Consider the following 19429-nt stretch of genomic DNA (forward strand, 5'->3'; position numbering starts at 1 on the left):
CGGGTCGTCAAGCTAACCCACTGATACCACTCAACTTAGTTTCGGATCGGGCTCTAAGGTCCGCCGACAGGCCGTTGGGGAATGAGAGCGGCATGGCCGCGAGCAGCCCCATGACCTGGAGGTAGCGCTCGTCGATGAGGTCCCACCCGCACGCCTTGTAGACCGACTTCACCATGCGCTCGTTGACGTCGCCCTTGCCGAGCGGCGAGAGCGCGCCAACCCCGTAATAGACCTGCGCGAGCTTTCGGCCCTGCCGCATCTGTCCTTGCACATACTGCCACTCGTCGCGCTGCTCGGAGAGCTGGGGCAGGAACCTGGCCGAGCGGCTGTCGGCAAGGCTGGTCGTGCGCATGACCTTTAGCCCGGCGCGCGAGCTCGCCGCCTCCTCATCCTGGAAGACGAGGCCAAGTACGGTCATGACGTTGCAGCCGAAGCGCAGCTTGTCGTTGATGACGTCGCCGATGATCTTCTGAACGTCCCAGGGCGCCCATTGCTTGGGCAGGTTGCGGACCGAGAAGAAGCGCCAGTCGAACTTGTCGGGGACGACCTCGCCGATCACCGGCGCGCCGTCTTGGTTTTCGCCCGTCGGGCGGAACCGCTCGGTCTGAAGCACGATGCGATCGGGCGTGACCTGGGTCTCGAGGTCGTGGCGCACGCACTGGATGTTGATCGGATCGAGTTCGGAATAGTGCTCGGGCCGGTCGGCATTGTCGACCGCGGGGCAAAGGAAATCGTCGAGGAAGGCGATCAGTTCGACCGGGCCGACGTCGCGCGCCGGGATCGAGAGCGCCTGGAGCGTGCCGTGCAGGCTCTCGCGAACTGAGCCCAGCGCGTCGGCGCCGATTCCGCCGCTGAGCCGTGCGCCGACCGAGAGGATCACGCGGGTGTTGCGCAGGTAAAAGGGCGCATCGCGCGATATCGACATCCAGGCCGCCCGGCGCAGCCAGCGCGCGCGGTGGGTCGCGGCGCGGCCGTAGACGCCCTTGGCGACGACGCGGGGCATGACCCAGTCGGCGATACGTTCCCCGATCGAGGGGCTTTGCCAGTGGATCAGCTGGATTTCGCAGCCGGGGGGCACGGCGTCGGAAAGGAACTGGGTCAGGATCTCGCCGCTGCGCTCATCCGCCCCCATCATCGGCGCGAGTTCGAGGATGAACCCGAGCGATTCCGTGTTGATGAACATTCGGCTTTTCTTGTCGTAGCTGCGATAAGGCAGCCAGTTCGAAAGCATCGGCGCGCCGAGGACGGGCCGTGTCGCCTCGGGATGGGCACTTTCGCCGAACACCATGTCAAGGAACCGGTCCCAGAACCCGCGCGAAGCCATCGGCCCTACTCCCCGACCTTGGCTGGGAAAGCAGCGGGCCCGTTGACAGGCGCTGCGGTGACAGGAGCGGGTTTGACCGCGTCGGCAGGTACCGCACCTTGTGCCGCGTTAGGCGTCAGGGCGGCTACCGGCGTCACGGCACCAGGGGCCTTCGCCGTTTGCGCGAGGCGGCTTTGCACCTCGGCGCGGATCGCATCGATAGCGCTCCCTGCCTTCAGCGCTGCGCCCTTGGCCCGCGCGGCCTCTACGGCTTCGGGACTTGGCGGTCCAGCAGGTGCGGGCTTGGCCTCCGGCGCGGGTGACATGTCACTCGGCAGGATCGCCGCATCCGGCAAGGACGGCGGGGTGAAAGCCGCACTGGCAAGGCTCGCCGTGCGGCCCTCGATCTGGTCGATCGCCGTGGGTTCGCTGCCTGAGAGCTGCATCCAGGCCCCATCATCGACCACCGCATGCACGATCCGCGGCTCATGGAGATTGCCGCCGCCATCGACGAACGACGGGAACACCACGCGGAGAACCCGGCGTTCGCGGTGGGCCATGCCGCCCTGCGCCGGCGTGATGCGGCCCATTCCGGTCGGTACGTAGGCGGCGGTTGTTGGCCGCGCCGCAGTGGGCGAGCGCATATAGGGGCCCGCTGGCGATTGTCCTGGGGTCATCGGCCGCGCGTTCTGGATCACCGACAGCGCCTGGTCGTCGATCACTGTCGAGGGCGCGCAGGTGCCGTTCGGCGCGCTGCACGCGAAGCTGCCCTTGATGTTGCCGCCGAACAGGCTGGTGCAGGCCGCAAGCTGGGTGGCGGCGAGACCGAGCGCAGCGACCGATGCTGCCCGCGCGAGGCCGCCTGCCTTGCGCCGCTCGGCGAGCTTGCCGAGGCGCAAGGCGAGGCGCCAGAAGGCAAGGCCCGTTTCGAGGCTGAGGCTGGTTTCGCTAAGCGCTGCAAGCCCATGCGAGACCTGCCAGGCCCGGCGGCGGAGCCGATCGAGATCGTGCGCCGCAAGTAGCCGGCCTTCGGGCTTGCCGAAGCTCGATGCGACCTCGTGCCACAGCGCGATCGCCTCGGCCCGGTCGATCGCGACCGGCGGCAGCGCGACCTGCCCACGCGACTTGCGCGCCACCGCTCGCTCGAGGCTGCACAGCTGTTTCGGGGTCAGAGCGGTCACGAGCGGGCGCCCTTGAGCCACTGTTCGAGCACCTCGCGCGGACGGAAGCCCTCGATGACGGCCCCGTCCGAGCGGACGATCACCGGCGTGCCGGCGAGGCCCTGCTCGCGGGCGAAACGTTCATTGGCATCGAGCGGCGAGGTGTCGCAGGCATGGCTGTCGGTGATCGGCGCGCCCGCATAGGCAGCCTTGACCGCCTTGCGCCGGTCACGCGCGCAGAACACCTGGTTGGCAAGGTCGCGGCTGCCGAGCACCGAGATCGGGCGCTCGATAACCCGCACATTCATCGTCTCGAGAACGCCCGAGAGCGCGCGGCAATAGCCGCAGCGAAAATCGCTGAAGACGGTGACGGTCGGGCCCGAGCTTGCTCCCCAGACAATGCCGCCCGCCTCGGGCAGTGCGGCGAGCGACATCATCCGGGGGGCACCGCTCGCCGATGGCGTGCTGACGCCGCGGCGGGGGGTCTCGACTTCCTGGGCTTCCTGCCTGCTTCCGGCAGCTCCGCCGACCAGCAGGTCGGGGTTGACCTCGAGCAGCCGCACGGCGGTCAGGTCCTGGCGGGTCTGCATGTCGTAGACGCGCCCGATCAGGAGGTATCGCGCGGTCCTGTCGACGTAGAACAGCTGCGATCCCGCCGTAACCTCGCAGACTCCGTCAACCACCTGGCAATTGACCCTGCTCACCTGCGTGCGCGGCAGGCGCTCCTTGAGCGCGGCGGTCACCGCAAGATCGGTTTCCGATGGGGCGTTCGGCGCATTGGCATTGGCATTCGCCCAGACCAGCGAGCCCCCGCTGCCAAGCGCAATCGCCGCGAGCGGCATCGCCAGTTTGCGAAGGGCGCCGGGGCCCCAGTGCAGTGACTTCAAGCTCAGTGACTTCAACTTCATGATTTCCTCCTCATCCGTTGATGAACACGCCCTCGAGGAACACGATTTCGACATCGATCCCGGTCGGCATCTCGATCACGGGCTGGTACTGTTCGGCCCGCTCGATCAGGTATTTGGAGACGGTGTCGGCCGAGGTCGCGACGCCTTCGCCAAGCCCGCCCTGGAGGATCTCTCCGGCGCCAAGCTTCTGCCGCTGGCCGTTCACATTGACGTTGGTGCCCTGAAGGATCGAATTGGTGTTGGCCGAGAACCCGCGGCCGAACCCGCCAGCGAGCCCCGCAAGGAACGCCTGGCCGATGAGCGAGCCTTCGCGGCTCACCACGCGCCCCCTCACCCCGGTCTTGCCGCCAAAAGCGATGAAGCCCTTCACGTCCGAGACCGCGTAGCGGCCGTTCGGTTGCGGGCAGGTCATTCGCTGCAGCTTGACGTAGACCTTCTCGGAAGAAAGATCGCCGCGCGCCGCCCCGTTGACCAGGCATCCAGCAATATTGGTGGTGAGGAGGCGGCCATTGTCATAGACCGAGCGCGCCGGGCCGGTGATGCGCAGGACCACGGGAAGTGGATCGGTTTGGCTCTGCACGCCGGCGGCCGCATCGACCCCGACGATGACCTTGGCGACCGCGATCGAGTTCGGCGGCAGGTAGTTGGCGCTGTCGGTGTAGACCGTGTTGCCCTTGGGCACGGGACTGCCGGTCCCGCTCGCGCCCTCACTAAACGAGACGAGGCTGACCTCGCTGCTCCGCCCGCTCGGTAGGCCCGCAGCGGCCGCCGCGGCTTGCCCCGCCGGGGTTGCCTGCGCGCTCTGGTAGCTTGGCGGACTGGTGCGCCCGTACATGGCGTTGGGTCCGACCGGGGTCGCGCCCGGACCCACCACGGGTTGGCCCATGACCGGCGACTGCCGCGCCGCCGCGAGCGCCGCTTTCAGTTGCTCGTTCTCGTTCTGGTAGGCGGAGAGAACCCGCTCGGTGTCCGGCGACACCCCACTTCCTTGCGCTTGGCTCTGAGCCATTTGCGCTTCGAGCTGGTCGGCGCGCTGCGCGCGGGCAGCGAGAGCGCGCATGTTATTGTCCATTGCCATCATCTGTGCTTCGGACTGGGCGCGCCACTCCTTCTCGGCCATGTTCTTGTTGACCATCTCGTCGACCGAGACGTCGCCGACTTCCTTTTTGACGTGTGCGTCGCTGCTCTTGCCGTCGCCCGAGAAGATGTAGGTCGAGCCGATCAGCAGCGCGGCGAGCCCGCCAGCACCGAGCAGCAGCATCTGCTTCTTCTTGACCGCTTCGTTGGCGACGATCGCATCGCCGAGCGGCGAGGCATCACTTCCTTCCATGTCGCCGGCAGACCCATCGAGCGCCTTGGGCCCTTTGCGGAACGGGTTCTTCCAATCCATCAGCGGTCTCCATTCGACTGGATGAGGTAGACGGCGGCGGCTTGGCCCGGCGCGAGCTCGCTGACCGGGGTCATGAAGGCGACCGCGCCCTTGGCAGCGAGCATGTTCTCGTCGAGGGCCAGCGCGTCGCGGCCGGTGTTGCGGACGCGCAGGACCAGGCCCTTGAGGTCGGCGCCGCGGTATTCACCGACCTGCTGGACCTCGAGCTTTCCGACCGTCACCGGCTCGAGCACGTCCTGGCGCACCTCGAAGCCCTCGATGGTCTCGCTGCGGTACATCGCCTGGGCAAGGCGGACCGCGCTGTCCTCGGGCGAACTTCGCACTTCCCAGTCGCGTGCGGCTTCCGCCTTGATCGCGGTATTGGTGACGAAGACCTGCTCGGCGTCATTCCCGCGAACCTGGCAGACGAACTTGTAGACGTAGCCCTTGCGGGTCGTGCCGAAGAACGAGAGGTTGCTCCTCGCAAAGCCGTCGGGGACCGAGAGGTAGATGTCGCCGCGCACCGGCTCGTTGACGATCTTGAAGTCCTCGGCCGGGTTGCCCGTGCTGATCTTCGAGACTGCGGCGAACTGGTTGCCGGCAAGGCTGATCCGGGTCAAATCCTTCGCCGAGGCGACGCAGGCAACCGTGCCGTTGTCAGCGGCAGGAATGCTCTGGTCGGCCATGGCGGGAGCAGCAAGGCACAGCGCGCCAAGGCAGATGAGCGCCGCGCCCACCGGGCGCCCGGTAATCGCATAGGGCCTGCCGGCAAGCACTGCGCCCACCCCAATCGCGCCCCATCCAAGCTGGGCCATCACCCCTCTCCCCCATCGATTTTGTTGCTGGTCTTGCCGCTCTCGGCACCCGCGCCATCCTTGGTGACGCGCCCGAACCCGGCGAGCTTGAGGCTGACGCCCGAGTAGCTCCACACGAAGCGGAAGGTCCGCGCCTCGGCGGTCACTTCCTTGGAGCCGGCATCCGGATCGACGCTCAGCTGCTCGATGGTAAAATACTGCGAGACGCTCGAGCCGTTCTGCTCATTGAATATCTTCATGAGCTCGGCCTTCATCCGGCCGTGGGTCCTGGGATCGGTGATGGCGAGGATCGAATCCATCCAGTACTGGAGGTTGGACGGCGAGCGGTTGAGCGTGAGGAGCGCGGCATCGCGCGTCACCAGCTCGAGATAGTCCTTGTCGACGTGGCTGGAGGATAGCGTCAGCGGCTTTGCCAGCACCGGCTGCAGCACCACCTCGCGGTCGCGGTGCGCCGCGGTCAGGGTCAGCAGCACGCTCAGGCCGAACAGCCCAGTTGCCGTGATCGCCAAGAGGTTGCGCTGCTTCAAAAGCCGCTGCGCCTGGCCGTGGGAAATCGAGAGGTCCATATCAGCCCGCCATCAGTCGAAGATGGGAGGGCGGGGTCGCCTTGAGGCCCATGAAGGCACCAGGCAGGTACCAGTAGGCCGAATGAATGATCCACGAGACGGCGCGTCCCGCCTTCAACTTGCGCAATCCCCACCAGGCCAGCACGCTTGCTGAAATCCCAATCAGAATATGTTGAGACAGGATCCCCCACGCGAAGGGCAAGATCATCGCGAGAAACTCATCGAGCGTCCAAAAGCCGATGAGCTCGGGATCATCGAGATGCGCGGGAACCGTATAGCGATTCATGAGACGACACCGCCCTCCAGTTTGTCCGACCAGTCCTCGTTTCGAGAGCGAGGCCGGAGGGGGACCGCTTGGGGTCAGATCGTTGCGGTGACTGCGGCGGTGACGATCGGCACGCCGGTTCCCGCGCCGACACCGACACCGACCGGAATGGCGACCTGCGCCAGGCTGAAGCGGCCCGAAGCAAGGCCGACGATGCCGCCAGCAAGGCTGAGCACGGTGATGATCTTGCCGCCCGAGCCTTCGAGGAAGCCGGTGAAGGCGGTAAGCGCCGTGTTGAAGGTTGCGTCAGCGCCGGCCATCGCGACCTCGCTGCCGAAAACGGCCGCGACGGCGACGACCGCCGCGCCCTGGAGCAGGGTCTGCCCCTTCCCTTGTGTGGTGCGTTTCATCTCTCGTCCTTTTTCCAAAAGCCGCGTCATTCACGGCCTTCAGAATGAACAGAGGTGCGCAGATGGGAGCAATTAACAGGTGGTTGAGGCCGCCGTACGAATCGAAAGATTTCCGGAAGCGGCAATCAGGGGCCGTGTTTGTTTCCCTGTTGGGGAAACGGAATTCCCTTTGCGGGAACTGCTTTTCCCGCTGCGGGAATTGTTTTTGCCCGAGAAGGAATTGGAATTCCCGGTGGAGGAAACAAGCGCTGCGACTCGGTCCGCAGTCGCCGGATTCGCAAAATTTACGATTCCGGGCCATTATGCGGGGCAAGACATGTCCTGGATGATCCACCTATGGCCGCAGGCAACCGCAATGTCAGGATTCACCTGAGCCAGCAGTGCTTCGATCTGCTGGCCGATGTGATGTGCGCCTACTCCAAGCGGACCGGGCGCTTCCAGACGATGCGAATGACGGTGCAAAGGGCCTGTGAACGCCTTAAATCCCACGGGATTTCTAGGGAGGAGGTGGACCTCTTCCTCAGCGAATTCGCTATCGACGGCGACATCGCCGTGTGGCTTGAGGTCACGCCGAAGTGGTCGGCCGACTACGATGCACTGCGCGTTAAGGTGAAGAGGATCAGAGAGAAACAGGGCATTGATAAGATCCTCGTGCCATTCGCGGCTTACCTCGCCGAACGCCACAAACTGATCTAGGTAGAGCTCCGGAGCAAAGTTACGCGCTTCTTAAGACTCTTGACAGGCTATGCCATCCCATAGACGTTTTGCTTTGGGAGGGATGGAACATGCCTCACAGGAACTTGACGCCTGAGACGGTCTTTAAGCCGAGCACTGATCCGGAGACGGAACCGGTCTTTCTCTTTGCCAATCCGAACCCGGCGCTTGGGGAACAGGACCAATACAAGCAGTTGATCAACGCCGAACTCGCCCGGCAGGGCATTCCGCCCGCGCATCTTGCAGACCGGATGCGGATGCCTCGGCCCAGGCTGCACAAGATCCTGAAAAAGACCAATCCGCTTCCGGAAGGCTTGCGCGACCGGATATTCAACGAACTCGGGATGGATCACGTTAGAGCCAAGATCAGCGTAGCCTTGCTGCACGATCCTGACGCCTACGCCAACCAGGCCGTGTTCCTCGCCACCGAAAGTCTCAAGAGCTTCTATCTTGAGGTCATGACCTGCCGACGCGGCTCGATCGAGGTCGACCTGCGGCCGGCGATCATCCACGAGGCCGCTCGTCGTGCCTATGATCTGCTTCTTTCGCATCAGGAGCGGGTCATGCAAAACGACCAGACCCTGCAAGCCTGAGTGCGAATGACGCCAGAGACCATTCTTGCGTGGCAAAAGCTATACAGTGCCGTGGCCCTGCTCGCCGCGATCTGCTCGGCCTGTGCCGCGCTCAAGACGTGCTACGATGTTCGAACGGGGGTGCTCGCTCCACCGCGCAAGTCGGTAGCCGGGTGGATCCTATGGTCGCCGCGCGCGTGGTTGCACTTCCAGCTTGCGTACTTCCTGGGGTTTCCGAGTATTCTGGCGATCGCAGTGTTGTACGCTCATTATATCGGGTTTGCGGCATTCATTCCGCTGTAAATGGACAGATCGACCTCCCGGTACCCGGCCGTTCTCATCGCGAGAGTCGCGGCGCTGGCTCTGGCCTCTGCACTCATATCGACAGGCGTATCGGCAGCAAGCCTTGCCCAGTTCGTTGTTATCGTGCGCACGTAGCCCAGCGTTTCCGGGATTGCAGGAATGTAACCTGCATTGAGCGACTTCCGTTCAGGTCCCGCGTTGTAGGCCGCTAAAGCCAAGTCCATGCGTCCAAACCGGTCCTTCTGATCTCGCAGATAGCGAGCGCCAGCGCGAATGTTCGCGATTGGATCCCACGGATATACGAGCCCCAATGAACGGGCGGTACCGGGCATGATTTGCATCATGCCCATTGCACCCGCAGAGCTTATGGCTCTGGGGTTATATCCGGATTCCTGGGCGACGACGACGTCCAACAGGCGGGCCGGGAGGCCGAACTCACAAGCTATTGCGACTACGAACGGAAGATAGATAGCGCGGCGGCGCTCGGTTTTGGTGGAGAGCCAATATGTGGGCGTGTAGCTATAGTCCTCGCACGCATTCCCTGATGCGAAGAGAGGTGCAACCGATCGGTTCGATTCGACGGGAGTGCGGACTACATTTTCCATCTGCTGCACAATGGCGAGCGGGGGAACCCCCGGCATTTGTGGCTCCAGGCCGATAGGCGCATCTGGAAAGCGCAAGAGCTCAGCCTCTCGGGCCGAACTCTTCGACGAATCCAAGCAAAGCCCAATGGCGCAAATGGCAAGAATTGTGGTTCGCATCTCACGTCTCCCGTGACGTGCTTGGCGGTGTGAATTGCGCCTGATCAGGACATCAGAAGCGACTTCGGCTGTCAATCCGCCGTGTTGGTCCCGTTTCGGAAGAACCGCATCGCCTTGTCCGATAAAGCGCTCCAGCGCTCAGACTCGCGGTAGTTCCTTTAACGGACGGCTGGCATTGGCCAGATCTTCGGGCGCGATTGCCGCGTCTTCTTCAATCAGCTTGCCCTGCTTGATATAGAGCACCCAAAAGCTGCGCTGCGCCGGATCGCCGCGCAGCACCGTGGCATCATGACCCGATGACAGCCCGACGGTCTACAGCTTAAGGCCGTACCGGTTCGACCAGAACCACCGGTCGCTGAGGTGGTCCCGCCTTCTTGGACAGGTTTACGGCTAAGTTAAGCTAATCCCGGTTGTCGTACATGCCCCCAATTATCTAATTGCACGATCCGCCGATAGGCATCCAACTTATTAGACTGTGTGGCGGTGGAGAGGCGACCGGCATCGAACCTCATCTGATCCATAACTCATTGAATATTATGTTATAGTGATGAGTTCAAAACCCTGTTCGGCTGGTTGTTGGAGGTTGGAATGCGGCGCTGAGCAGCGTCAGATTTCGATCCATCAAGCGTTTCTAAATGCTAATGCTTCGCATTGACGGAGGCCCTGTCACCACTTAGCTGCGTAATTCATGAGAGCAGAAAGAATCAGATCGTGGGCATGGGCTCACAAGTGGAGCAGTCTCGTCTGCACACTGTTTCTGTTCCTACTATGCATCACCGGCCTGCCGTTGATTTTCCATGATGAAATCGATGCGCTGGGGGGTGAGCGAAAATTGGTCGGCGCCCCCTCTGCGCGGGCAGGCAAACCCATTGATGCCATGGTTGCGCACGCGCTGGATGATTATCGGCAGGCGGCAGGCGAGCAAGGTGTGCCGCTGTTCATCGGCTTCAGCCCGGACAACCCGGTGATAACCGTCACCGTCGGTCCACGCGCAGCCGCAACCTCTAACGAAATGCGGCTCTTCTCCTATGATCGGGCTACCGGACAAGCCGTGGGTGAAGTGCGCGACGATGGCGTGATGAGCCTGCTGCTGAAACTCCACACCGATATGCTGCTCGGCCTGCCGGGGATGCTGTTTCTAGGCCTGATGGGGCTGATCTTCATCGTCGCGATTGTCTCCGGAGTGGTCCTCTACGCGCCGTTCATGCGTCGGCTGGAATTCGGGACGCTACGGCGTGACCGCTCTGCACGCGTGCGCCTGCTGGATGAACACAACTTGCTGGGCGTGGTCACGCTTGGCTGGGCGTTTGCCATCGGCCTGACCGGTGCGATCAACGCGTTTGCCGATCCGCTCACCTTGATGTGGCGGCAGGGCGAACTGAGCCAAATGGTCGTGGGCTATCGCGGGCAGCCGCCGCTGGAGCCGTCTCGCTACGGCTCCAGCGACCGCGCGGTGGCGGTTGCACAGGCTACTGAGCCAGGCCTCATGCCCCAGTTCATCGGTTTCCCCGGTGGGGCGTGGTCATCTCCGCACCATTACGCGATTTTCTTTCAGGGCGACACGCCGCTGACAAAGCACATCCTGTCCCCCGTATTGGTTGATGCGTCGAGCGGGCAACTGACGCAGGTGGGCACGATGCCCTTGTTTATGCAGGCATTGATGCTGTCGCGCCCGCTGCACTTTGGCGACTACGGCGGATTGGGCCTCAAGCTGGCCTGGGCCTTACTCGATCTGGCAACGATCCGCGCGCTGTGGTCCGGCCTGGTGCTGTGGTGGGGCAAGCGCGGGAGGCGCGCATGAAGCGACAGCAACCACGCAGTGCGCTGTCTGTGCTGGCAAAGCCTCTGGCCCTTGCCGTGCTGTCCATCGCCGGACTGCTTCTGGGACTTACCGGCGATGGCTGGCGCGATGTGTTTGCCGTGCTGCTGCTCGCTCTGCCCCTGATCCTTTTTCTAACCCACTGGGCGCGCCGCTCATGACGCGCGCCTCTCGTGAGAAGGTGAAGATATGAAACGCTCTTTCCTCCTTGCAGCCACCGCGCTGGCGGGTGCTCCCTTCAGTTCGGCAATTGCCCAGACCGCACCGGGAGAGATCGTGGTGACAGCACAGCGCACCAACGCCACCGCCGTTACCGGCGAAGGCGACCTTGGCGCGCTCGGCAATCAGAAGGCCGAGAACGTGCCGTTCACGGTGCGCTCGTACAACGAGGCGATCATCCTCAACCAGCAGCCGCAGACGCTGGGACAAGTGCTGGAGAACGATCCCACCGTCCGCACCAGCTATGGCTTCGGCAATGCGGCGGAGCAGTTCGTGATTCGCGGCTTCGCACTTTACGGCGACGACGTCGGGTTGAACGGGCTTTATGGCATTGCACCGCGTCAGCTTATCGCGCCCGAACTGTTCGAGAGCGTCCAGGTACTCAACGGTGCTTCGGCTTTTCTCAATGGTGCCGCACCGGGCGGTTCATCGGTCGGTGGCGCCGTTAATCTGCAGCTCAAGCGGGCGCATGGCAAACCGCTCAACCGCGTCACCTTGGGCTATACGTCTGACGCGCATTTCGGCGGCAGCGTGGACATCTCGCGCCGCTTTGGTGAAGGCGACGCGTTTGGCGTTCGTATCAACGGTGCATTTCGCAGCGGAGACGTTTCGGTAGACGGCGAGTTTCGTCGGACTGCGGCTCTTGGTGCTGCATTCGACTGGCGCGATGACAACACCCGGCTGTTCCTGGATCTCGGCTACCAGAAAGTGGAGGTCAAGGGACTGCGCCCCAAGGTAACGCTCGGCACCACAACCAAACCCGCAGTTCCGGCTGCGGATGCCAATTATGCGCAACCCTGGACCTACACGACCTTGCGCGACGTGTTCGGCGTCGTCCGCTTCGAACAGGACCTTGGCGAGCATGCGATGTTCTACGCAACCGGCGGCGCGCGCGACGGCAGCGAAGAGGGAATCTATGGCGGCATCACCGTGACCAATGCGTCGACCGGTGCGGCTAATGGCAATGCGCTCTATGTGCCGCGCACCGACAACAATGAGGCCGTCGAGGCCGGCCTGCGCGTAAAGCTGGGCAGCGCGGTGACGCAGGAGATCAACTTCGGTGGCAGCGCGATCTGGCAGGTCAATCGTAATGCCTTCGACTTCCTCTACGGCCCCGGCTTCGCCGGATTTGCCACCAATCTCTACAATACGCCCTCTGCTGCCATTCCCAGTTCTGCGTTTGTTGGCGGCAATCTGAACAATCCCTTCCCGGTCAGTCGCACGCGCCTGCTTTCGGCTTTCGCGTCAGATACCATCGGTTTCTGGGACAATCGCGTTCTCATGACCGGCGGGCTCCGTCTGCAAGACATCCAGGTCAAGAGCTACAACTACTATAATGGCGGCGCGCTCGACGGGACCTACAGCAAGTCCGCTGCAACCCCGGTGGTCGGCCTGGTCGTAAAGCCCGTGCCGGGCTTTTCGCTGTTCGCCAACCGCATCGAGGCACTGCAACAGGGCCCAAGCGCGCCGATCGATGCGACCGTCGTCAATTCGGGTGCGGTCTTCGCGCCGATCAAATCGACCCAGTACGAAGTGGGCGGCAAGCTCCGCGTCGGCACTTTTGATATCGGCCTCTCGCTGTTCCGCATCGACCTGCCAGTGGGCTACTCGGTCGATATCGGGGGCGGTAAGAAGCGGTTCGGCCTGTTCGGCCAGCAGCGCAACGAAGGCGTCGAATTCACAATCAACGGCGAGCCGGTCAAGGGCGTGCGGTTGATCGGCGGCGCTTCCGTGGTTGATGCCAAGCTCAAGCGGACCAGCGGTGGCGTAAACGAGGGCAACCGCGCGGTTGGCGTGCCCGAATGGACGGCAAACGCTGGCCTGGAATGGGACGTTGCCGCCACTGGACTGACGCTGACCGGGCGTGTGATGCACACGGGCAAACAGGCGGTCAATGTCGCCAACACGCTGGAAATTCCGGGTTGGACCCGGTTCGACCTCGGCGCTCGCTATGTATTCGTGGCTGCGGACAAGCCGGTCACGTTGCGCTTCACTGTCGATAACGTCGCGAACAAGCGTTATTGGGCGTCGGCCTTTGATGTCTTTTCGGCAGCGCTGCTTCAAGGGCAGCCGCGTACCTTCAAGGCCAGTGCGTCTATCGATTTCTGATCACGAAGGTGCGGGCGGCCCTGCAACGGATCGTCCGCACTTTCCCTGTAGAAGCAACACAAAGCCCATTTGGCGCTCGACACGCGGCCGGCAGGACGCACAGCCTATACTTCGCCCCCCGTCGCATAGGGCTTGGGCGCTTCGCTCACGGGCGAATATCATCGCCAGGCCAGCTTGGGTATCGATGGCGATGCTTGGACCTATGATGGAGACTTATAGACGCTGAACCATGCGTCCATACCTGTTCAGAGAAGTGTCTGGCGGCGCTATTGCCTTCCTAACGCAGGAGTCATGACCGAGCAGCTCCTCGGCGGCACCTTGTCGGGTCGGGCCGCGCCGAATGGCAGTGCAATCGCGCAGCTTACCGACAATCTCCTCAGGCTTCCGCTTCCTCGCCATTCCATTCCTCATTCATGGCCAAATTTCAAACAGATTTTGGGCCACCAAGAAGGGGCAGATCAAATGCGTGCCTTCACACGCGCGGTTATTCAGGCCAATCGTCGTGCGCTTGGCGGAAAAAACGGCCAACCTGCTGGCGGCGCCAACCCCACAAGATCGGCTCGAAGCGCCATGCGAACACTGGTGACCGCACAGGCGAGTGGACCTTCCAAGCCGTGCGGAACCACCACCGATGTATAAATCGAAGCGGCGGCCGGCGCGAAGGTGAGCAAGAGCAGGACTGCACGTTCGTCGCAGGTGAACTCCTTGGAGCAGCAGCGTTTCGTTTGGAGCGGGCGGCCGATCGCTCCTTCCGTGAGCTGGAACAGGCTCGCCAGAACCACGGCCACTTGCGGAGTCGCCCCGAGTTCGCTTGCCAGGTCCACCATCAATGGCATGGCAGACAAATCCATGTCGCGACAAACCGTCCATCGCCGCAGCATGCGCACAATGACATATTCAGGCCATCCCGGAAACGAAGCCTGCCGTGGAATCTCGACCGCTATCATGGTGTTGCCGCCTGACTGAAAGGAGATCGTGGCCAGAACCGCAGTCGGCGGTCACGGCATCGGGGTCTCGGGCTTGCCTTCAATTTCATCGGCATCTGCCCCAGTTCGCACCGGAACAAGGCCGGCCAGCGCCATCGCCTGCCCCAGGCTGGCAATGCTAGCGAAGAGGTCACCGACGGCGTCCTCTTCGACTAGCAGGTCGAGCGTGCCACGCACGGGAATGCGGCCATTGCCTCGGCTCGCCGATACGAGCGCAATGATAATCGCTTCATGTTCGGAAACGTGGTTACACTGTAGGGCACAGAACTGAAAATTCTCCAGCCCATGCCGGTTGAACAGCGCCATCATGCGCAGAAATGGCTGGAGGCCGGCCACCATGTTCCATTTGTCGAACGCGCGCGCAATAGCGCTCGCTGGGCACTGGCGTTCGCCGACCGCCTTGACCCAGCTGCGCGTCGACCAGACGAGAAAGCGCCCGCCATGATCGAGACTGGTAACGGGACGGTCCAGATAGTCATACATGGCAGGCTCCTCTTCTGTATCGTTCGATCAAAGACGGCGGGTATTGTCGCCGATCAGCTTGCGGGCTTCACCGATGGCCTTGGCGGTCGTCGTCCGTTTGGCCTGAATGTCATCGGCCAGTTGCATCAGCCGGGCGCTGATCACCGTTCCGGTCTCGGCTTCCTCCTGGATGCCGATCCCGCCCTTCTCATTGGCGATGCGGTCCCATTCGGCGCGGACTGCCGCCCAGTAGTCCTTGGTGGCGGCCCAATAATCGTCGGCGGCCTTCACATTGTAGCCGTCGAACTTCGTATAGGTGTTGAGGACATATTCCTGGACGATCGGCGCGAGCGTGCCATCCTTGTGTCCGAGCTTGGTGTTGTCCTGCCAGTGAATCCAGCCATCCGGGCCGGTCTGATGTCGGTTGATCGACAGATAGCGGTCATAGACCGGATGCTGCACCGCATCGCGCCGGGCGAGCGGGCGCCAGGTCCAGTTGGAGCGCCAGCGCCGCACGCCGCCCTGTGTCTCGAACTGGCCCCAACCACCATATCGGGGAGAATCGTCGACCTGCCAGACCGTCTGCGACCAGCGACCGGTGCGCATCTTTTCGGGCACGTCCTCCCATTTCCAGGTGTTCGTGTCCGAATAGACGAGGACGCGAGCAGGCTCAAATTCCCAGTCCTGCCGCCAGTGCTTGATGATGCTGGTCTTGCCGTCCTGCTCGATCACGAGGAGGTGCTGGAGTTCAATTTTACGGTCGGTATCCTCGATCAACCGCACCACTTCGTTGCCGCCAGAAATCTTGCGATCAAGCGGCGTATAGGCGGCGTCCCAGCGGGTCGATTCCTGCATGTCGAAGCGGACCTTGAAGTTACCGGCCATGGCAAGGATGTTGGCGCGGTCCTGCTGGAAGCTGGCCGCTGCCTGTTCGGCTGCGATCGGCGGATTGGCGAGCGCGGGGCTGGCGGCGCAGGCGAGCGCCAGAAGGCTTGCACCGATGATGGTCTTGATATGGTTCATGGGTTTTCCCTCCCTGTTGAATCAGAAGCGGTAGCTGAACGAGACGATCGCGTTACGACCGGGCTGCGTCTAGGCGTCGGTCTCGGTCGAGGTGCCGGAGAGTCCGCGCACATCACTCCACCAGGCGTATTTCTTGGCGAGAATGTTGAAGATGCCGGCGCGCAGCGTCAGCCCGTCGATGACCTTGGCATAGGCGGTCAGATCGAGGATCGTGAACGTATCGGGTCGATAGCTGCCCGCGGCGGCGCGGCCCTCTTCCTTCTGCGCGGAATGGGTTAGCGTGAGCTGGCCGCCGAAGCGGTCGGCGCGGTCGCGATAGCCGATCCCGACGACGAGTTTGAGTGGATCGATGGTGGCGAGCGGCGTCGAGACGCCGTTGCGGACGCTGTCGCCCTTGGCATAGGAAATGGCGAGCTGGCCCGTCAGGCCATTGCCGGCGGCGAGTTCGAGCTTGCCTTCAACGCCTTCGATCTTCGCCTTGGCGAGGTTGATATACTGATAGATGATCGGATCGGCGGCCGATCCGGTGCCGCGAATGACTTCCTGGCTGATGACATTGCTGAAGCGCCCGGAGAAGCCCGTCACGCTCGCGACGACATGCTCGCTGGTCATTCGGACACCGCCCTCGATCGTCTTGCTGGTCTCGGGCTTGAGGTCGGGATTGGTGATCGTCCGGTAAGCCCCGAACGGCGAGGTCGGGTTTTCGAAGAACTGGATGACCTGGCTTGGTGCCGGCGCCTTGAAGCCATGGGCATAGTTAGCAAACACGCTGACCACCGGCGTCAGCTTCACCACCGCGCCGATCTTGGGCGAGAAGCGCGAACCGCTTTGCTTGGCGGCCACAAAGGTCGGCAGCAGCGGGTCATCCTTGGGGGTGAGGCTGGAATGGTCGAAGCGGATCGCGGGATAGATCTGCACCCGCCCATCGGCGATCTCGATCCGATCAGAGAGGTAACCGCCAGCCAGTGTGAAGTCGGTGACCGGGAAGGCGCGCGTAGGGAACACGTCGGGCGCGGTCGGCACTGTGCCGCTGCGCAGACCTTCCTGCCGCGTCACCGACGCATCCACACCCCAGGCCAGTTGATGACGGATTGCACCCGTTGAAAAATCGGACCGGAAATCGGCCGCACCGCCGAAGGCGCGGTTATTGAAGACATTGAGCCGGGTCCGGTCGAGGGCGGTATTGCGATCTTCCGCTGTAAACTGACGGTTCTCGCCATCCTGCCAGTAGCCTGTGAACTGAATGAAATCGATCGCGCCTTCGGCCTCCTCCTTCCAGTCGATCGCCAGACGCTTGCGGGTCGTGGTGTCGTGGGCCTTGAGCGCCAGCACGCTGGTCTCCGATGAGGCAACGGGTGCCACGCCGCTCAGCACATTGGTGTCGACCAGCCCTTTCTGATATTCGCCGGTCAGCCTCAGGCGGCTCGACGGACCGGTCTCAAGCGCGATCTTGCCGAGCAGCGCATCGGATCTTGTATCCTGCGGATTGGGTGTGGTGCGCGTCGAATTGGGCGCGTCGTTGGCGCCCTGATTGTCGAATTCGTGACCGTCGCGGCGGGTATAGGCGAACATGGCCGAGAGATCGCCACTGCGGCCCGCGACGATCGCCGTCCCGCTAAATTCATTGTCGGCAGAATCGTAACTGGCCCGGAGCCGCCCGCCGATATGGGCATCGCCCTTGAGCAGATCGGCCGGGTCGCTTGTCACGAAGGAGATCGCACCGGCCAGGCCGTCGCTGCCATAAAGTGCCGAAGCGGGACCGCGCAGGATTTCGACCGATTGGACGAGGCCGAGATCGACATAGTTGCCGCGTCCCGCCTATTGCGCGCCGAACTCGAACCCATCGGGAACCCGCACGCCATCAACCTGGATGAGAACGCGGTTGCCTTCGAGACCGCGGATGTTGAAGCCTTCCGCTCCGGCGCGACCGGTGGCGCCCAGCGCGGCGCCGAACCGGCTCGGCCCTTGGCGCACACTGATACCGGGCTCGAAGCGGACGAGATCTTTGATGTCCGAGACCATCTCGTCGGCCATCTGCTCGTCGGTCTTGACCGAAACGACAACCGGCACGTCCTGAATTTTCACCGGCGCTCGCGTCGCTGTCACGACGATCTGGTTCAGCCGGTCGAGCCAGTAATAGCCGTCATTGTCCTGCGCCTGTGCAGGAGCCGCCAGCATGGCAAGGGCCAACGCCAGCGACGCGCAGGCCGGGCGCGCGTGACGCCATGCCGCCTGATCGACAGGCCTTTGCCAGTGCGAGCAGCCCTTTGATACCAAATTTCCTACACGTCCGACTGCCCCCATTTTTACTTCCCTCACTTGCAGTTGCGACGCATTCGCATTAGCAAGTCTTCGCAGATAGAGAGTCGGACGGTCAAGCGGGAATTTTGGAAGGCAGGCGAATGACAGAAGAATGCGGCAGGAAGCTAATCGCCCCCTTAGCCTCTCATCCAATGCCCGCGCGTTCTTCGACCACGTCGCAATGTCGAGAATGCCACAGCAAGGGCATGCGCTCGACCATCACAGCTCTTGGTAATGGGCATTTTCACGCAGACGACCTGCGCGCGCATGGGGGTATGATGCGCGAAGGCAGACGCCAAGCACTCTTCCTCTCCCTGCTTTGCGGTCGGACGCGACTCATCATGTCGTCAGCTGTCTTGTTGCTGACCGCATGCGCGACACCTCAACCTTCGGCAGTGCCTATTGCAGCCATTCAGGGCGGCCGCATTGAGTTTCGCGGGCTGAACGTCCACGAGAGCGGAAAGGGCCTAGTCGTATCCGGCTTTGGCCGCGTGCGGGGCGTTCGATCGTACGCCTTTGGCAACGTCCTTCATATAACGGCATTTTGCGCAGACGGTGCCGCGCCCTATGAAACAGATGTTCGATACCGGATAGCCACCCTCCGCAATGCTGGATCCACCAGTTTCCGGGCAGTTCTTCCCGGCCTCGCTGCACGCGAAGTCTCGCGCGTAGAGGTCGAATACCGCACCATGGGACAGAAACAACCCTAAGAGCGGGGCGGGAACGTCCCTGAGATTTTTGCTACGAATCAACGACTTGAGCGCCGTTCATCTGCCCTCGAACTGAGGCGCGGTTTGCCGACATTGTCTATTGCGAGGCGTTTGCGATTGACGCATCATCCCGCCATGGACGCCACGATCAGCCTTAGATCACCCTGCGTAGCCGTCTGTCGGATCGGCTTGCGCTCGGGTTACTGTCTGGGATGCGGGCGAACGCGGGAGGAGATTACCGCCTGGCCCACCATGTCAGAGCAGGAACGGGACCACATTCTACCGCAGCTTGCCAAACGACTTCAGCGCATGAAGCCGACCTTTGGCAATACCATCCGGCGGCTCCTGTTCGACTGACGCAAAATCCTTATTGCGTCTCACTCGCAATAATGCAACTGTCGTCTCCGAAGTGTGGAGATTCGGATGATCGTCTGCAGTTGCAATTTCATTCGCGAACAACAAATCCGCGAGGCCGCCCGGGGAGGCGTAATGGATGTCGTCGACGTCTATGAAGCCCTTGGATGCACCCCGAATTGCTATCAGTGCCTGCCATTTGCAGAGCGGATCATCGAAGATGAGGTCTGCGCAGCGGCGTAGACACCTGTTAATTCTCAAGACCCGATGACATCCAGTTGCCGGATGGCTATAGTGTCT

At 62.6% G+C, this 19429-nt stretch carries 21 protein-coding genes and 2 pseudogenes; 8 read left to right on the forward strand and 15 right to left on the reverse strand.

Features of this window, described 5'->3' with window-relative positions; genetic code table 11:
• Positions 1-7: 7 nt before the first annotated feature.
• The 8 genes from AX703_RS16415 to AX703_RS16450 all read right to left on the reverse strand — a co-directional run bounded on the left by AX703_RS16415 (position 8) and on the right by AX703_RS16450 (position 6796).
• On the reverse strand, positions 8-1324 hold the full coding sequence (locus AX703_RS16415; protein ID WP_231735579.1) for a DUF5934 domain-containing protein: 1317 nt from the start codon (positions 1322-1324) through the stop codon (positions 8-10).
• A gap of 5 nt (positions 1325-1329) precedes the next feature.
• Positions 1330-2484, reverse strand: coding sequence for a hypothetical protein (locus tag AX703_RS16420; RefSeq protein WP_062345689.1), 1155 nt, complete (start codon positions 2482-2484; stop codon positions 1330-1332).
• Entirely contained in the window at positions 2481-3371 is an 891-nt protein-coding gene (locus AX703_RS16425; protein WP_197423743.1) for a DsbC family protein, read from the reverse strand. Before AX703_RS16425 ends, AX703_RS16420 begins: the two co-directional genes overlap by 4 nt.
• 10 nt (positions 3372-3381) lie before the next feature.
• Positions 3382-4761: a TraB/VirB10 family protein gene (locus AX703_RS16430; RefSeq protein ID WP_062345583.1), complete on the reverse strand. Its 1380-nt coding sequence runs from the start codon at positions 4759-4761 to the stop codon at positions 3382-3384.
• On the reverse strand, positions 4761-5555 hold the full coding sequence (locus tag AX703_RS16435; protein WP_062345585.1) for a type-F conjugative transfer system secretin TraK: 795 nt from the start codon (positions 5553-5555) through the stop codon (positions 4761-4763). The genes AX703_RS16430 and AX703_RS16435 overlap by 1 nt, the downstream gene beginning before the upstream one ends.
• Entirely contained in the window at positions 5555-6121 is a 567-nt protein-coding gene (locus AX703_RS16440; protein WP_062345587.1) for a type IV conjugative transfer system protein TraE, read from the reverse strand. The genes AX703_RS16435 and AX703_RS16440 overlap by 1 nt, the downstream gene beginning before the upstream one ends.
• A 1-nt stretch (position 6122) precedes the next feature.
• On the reverse strand, positions 6123-6407 hold the full coding sequence (traL, locus tag AX703_RS16445; RefSeq protein ID WP_062345589.1) for a type IV conjugative transfer system protein TraL: 285 nt from the start codon (positions 6405-6407) through the stop codon (positions 6123-6125).
• A gap of 74 nt (positions 6408-6481) precedes the next feature.
• Positions 6482-6796 (reverse strand): hypothetical protein, encoded by a 315-nt coding sequence (locus AX703_RS16450; protein ID WP_062345592.1) that lies wholly within the window; start codon positions 6794-6796, stop codon positions 6482-6484.
• A 336-nt stretch (positions 6797-7132) separates the two neighbouring features.
• Between AX703_RS16450 and AX703_RS16455 the strand changes: the two genes are divergently transcribed.
• Both AX703_RS16455 and AX703_RS16460 read left to right on the forward strand, forming a co-directional pair.
• Positions 7133-7492 (forward strand): hypothetical protein, encoded by a 360-nt coding sequence (locus tag AX703_RS16455; RefSeq protein WP_062345594.1) that lies wholly within the window; start codon positions 7133-7135, stop codon positions 7490-7492.
• Between the two features lie 104 nt (positions 7493-7596).
• Positions 7597-8103, forward strand: a complete 507-nt coding sequence (locus AX703_RS16460; RefSeq protein WP_231735580.1) for a hypothetical protein — start codon at positions 7597-7599, stop codon at positions 8101-8103.
• 248 nt (positions 8104-8351) lie between these two features.
• Here the strand turns inward: AX703_RS16460 and AX703_RS16465 are convergent, their stop codons facing one another.
• A complete protein-coding gene (locus tag AX703_RS16465; RefSeq protein ID WP_062345598.1) occupies positions 8352-9146 on the reverse strand; it encodes a lytic transglycosylase domain-containing protein in 795 nt (264 codons plus the stop codon).
• A gap of 138 nt (positions 9147-9284) precedes the next feature.
• Positions 9285-9494, reverse strand: a pseudogene (locus AX703_RS26775) (oxidoreductase C-terminal domain-containing protein); the annotation flags it as partial.
• Positions 9495-9834: 340 nt separating this feature from the next.
• On the opposite strand from AX703_RS26775, the gene AX703_RS16470 reads away from it, so the two are divergent.
• From AX703_RS16470 to AX703_RS16480, 3 genes are read left to right on the forward strand one after another with little or no spacing between them, the layout of a single operon-like run.
• A complete protein-coding gene (locus tag AX703_RS16470) occupies positions 9835-10947 on the forward strand; it encodes a PepSY domain-containing protein (protein WP_062345605.1) in 1113 nt (370 codons plus the stop codon).
• On the forward strand, positions 10944-11126 hold the full coding sequence (locus AX703_RS16475; protein WP_062345606.1) for a hypothetical protein: 183 nt from the start codon (positions 10944-10946) through the stop codon (positions 11124-11126). The genes AX703_RS16470 and AX703_RS16475 overlap by 4 nt, the downstream gene beginning before the upstream one ends.
• Positions 11127-11154: 28 nt before the next feature.
• Positions 11155-13293, forward strand: a complete 2139-nt coding sequence (locus AX703_RS16480; RefSeq protein WP_062345609.1) for a TonB-dependent siderophore receptor — start codon at positions 11155-11157, stop codon at positions 13291-13293.
• Positions 13294-13781: 488 nt separating this feature from the next.
• On the opposite strand, the gene AX703_RS16485 is transcribed toward AX703_RS16480, so the two are convergent.
• The 5 genes and pseudogenes from AX703_RS16485 to AX703_RS28700 all read right to left on the reverse strand — a co-directional run.
• Positions 13782-14240, reverse strand: coding sequence for a hypothetical protein (locus AX703_RS16485; protein WP_062345610.1), 459 nt, complete (start codon positions 14238-14240; stop codon positions 13782-13784).
• A 51-nt stretch (positions 14241-14291) separates the two neighbouring features.
• The gene (locus AX703_RS16490) at positions 14292-14762 is read right to left on the reverse strand and encodes a hypothetical protein (protein WP_062345612.1); all 471 of its coding nucleotides are present in this window, start codon (positions 14760-14762) and stop codon (positions 14292-14294) included.
• 27 nt (positions 14763-14789) lie between these two features.
• A complete protein-coding gene (locus AX703_RS16495) occupies positions 14790-15764 on the reverse strand; it encodes a DUF6607 family protein (RefSeq protein WP_062345614.1) in 975 nt (324 codons plus the stop codon).
• 69 nt (positions 15765-15833) lie between these two features.
• Positions 15834-17471 (reverse strand): TonB-dependent receptor domain-containing protein, encoded by a 1638-nt coding sequence (locus AX703_RS16500; protein WP_231735584.1) that lies wholly within the window; start codon positions 17469-17471, stop codon positions 15834-15836.
• A 21-nt stretch (positions 17472-17492) separates the two neighbouring features.
• Positions 17493-18068: pseudogene (locus tag AX703_RS28700) on the reverse strand (TonB-dependent receptor plug domain-containing protein); the annotation flags it as partial.
• 203 nt (positions 18069-18271) lie between these two features.
• Here AX703_RS28700 and AX703_RS27470 point away from each other — a divergent pair.
• The 3 genes from AX703_RS27470 to AX703_RS16510 all read left to right on the forward strand — a co-directional run bounded on the left by AX703_RS27470 (position 18272) and on the right by AX703_RS16510 (position 19372).
• Entirely contained in the window at positions 18272-18775 is a 504-nt protein-coding gene (locus tag AX703_RS27470) for a hypothetical protein (RefSeq protein ID WP_156452098.1), read from the forward strand.
• A 135-nt stretch (positions 18776-18910) separates the two neighbouring features.
• Positions 18911-19132, forward strand: coding sequence for a DUF1289 domain-containing protein (locus AX703_RS16505; RefSeq protein WP_062345615.1), 222 nt, complete (start codon positions 18911-18913; stop codon positions 19130-19132).
• Between the two features lie 66 nt (positions 19133-19198).
• The gene (locus AX703_RS16510; RefSeq protein ID WP_062345617.1) at positions 19199-19372 is read left to right on the forward strand and encodes a bacterioferritin-associated ferredoxin; all 174 of its coding nucleotides are present in this window, start codon (positions 19199-19201) and stop codon (positions 19370-19372) included.
• The last annotated feature ends 57 nt before the right edge of the window (positions 19373-19429 follow it).

This window comes from Novosphingobium sp. CCH12-A3, from assembly GCF_001556015.1.
GTDB lineage: Bacteria > Pseudomonadota > Alphaproteobacteria > Sphingomonadales > Sphingomonadaceae > Novosphingobium > Novosphingobium subterraneum.

Coding starts and splice junctions, on each gene's coding strand:
- AX703_RS16435 (WP_062345585.1), bottom strand. CDS start 5,555: ATGGCCCAGCTTGGATGGGGCGCGATTGGGGTGGGCGCAGTGCTTGCC.
- AX703_RS16480 (WP_062345609.1), top strand. CDS start 11,155: ATGAAACGCTCTTTCCTCCTTGCAGCCACCGCGCTGGCGGGTGCTCCC.
- AX703_RS16455 (WP_062345594.1), top strand. CDS start 7,133: ATGGCCGCAGGCAACCGCAATGTCAGGATTCACCTGAGCCAGCAGTGC.
- AX703_RS16425 (WP_197423743.1), bottom strand. CDS start 3,371: ATGAAGTTGAAGTCACTGAGCTTGAAGTCACTGCACTGGGGCCCCGGC.
- AX703_RS16450 (WP_062345592.1), bottom strand. CDS start 6,796: ATGAAACGCACCACACAAGGGAAGGGGCAGACCCTGCTCCAGGGCGCG.
- AX703_RS16505 (WP_062345615.1), top strand. CDS start 18,911: ATGGACGCCACGATCAGCCTTAGATCACCCTGCGTAGCCGTCTGTCGG.
- AX703_RS16485 (WP_062345610.1), bottom strand. CDS start 14,240: ATGATAGCGGTCGAGATTCCACGGCAGGCTTCGTTTCCGGGATGGCCT.
- AX703_RS16510 (WP_062345617.1), top strand. CDS start 19,199: ATGATCGTCTGCAGTTGCAATTTCATTCGCGAACAACAAATCCGCGAG.
- AX703_RS16475 (WP_062345606.1), top strand. CDS start 10,944: ATGAAGCGACAGCAACCACGCAGTGCGCTGTCTGTGCTGGCAAAGCCT.
- AX703_RS16415 (WP_231735579.1), bottom strand. CDS start 1,324: ATGGCTTCGCGCGGGTTCTGGGACCGGTTCCTTGACATGGTGTTCGGC.
- AX703_RS16490 (WP_062345612.1), bottom strand. CDS start 14,762: ATGTATGACTATCTGGACCGTCCCGTTACCAGTCTCGATCATGGCGGG.
- AX703_RS16430 (WP_062345583.1), bottom strand. CDS start 4,761: ATGGATTGGAAGAACCCGTTCCGCAAAGGGCCCAAGGCGCTCGATGGG.
- AX703_RS16470 (WP_062345605.1), top strand. CDS start 9,835: ATGAGAGCAGAAAGAATCAGATCGTGGGCATGGGCTCACAAGTGGAGC.
- AX703_RS16495 (WP_062345614.1), bottom strand. CDS start 15,764: ATGAACCATATCAAGACCATCATCGGTGCAAGCCTTCTGGCGCTCGCC.
- traL (WP_062345589.1), bottom strand. CDS start 6,407: ATGAATCGCTATACGGTTCCCGCGCATCTCGATGATCCCGAGCTCATC.
- AX703_RS16465 (WP_062345598.1), bottom strand. CDS start 9,146: ATGCGAACCACAATTCTTGCCATTTGCGCCATTGGGCTTTGCTTGGAT.
- AX703_RS27470 (WP_156452098.1), top strand. CDS start 18,272: ATGCGCTCGACCATCACAGCTCTTGGTAATGGGCATTTTCACGCAGAC.
- AX703_RS16440 (WP_062345587.1), bottom strand. CDS start 6,121: ATGGACCTCTCGATTTCCCACGGCCAGGCGCAGCGGCTTTTGAAGCAG.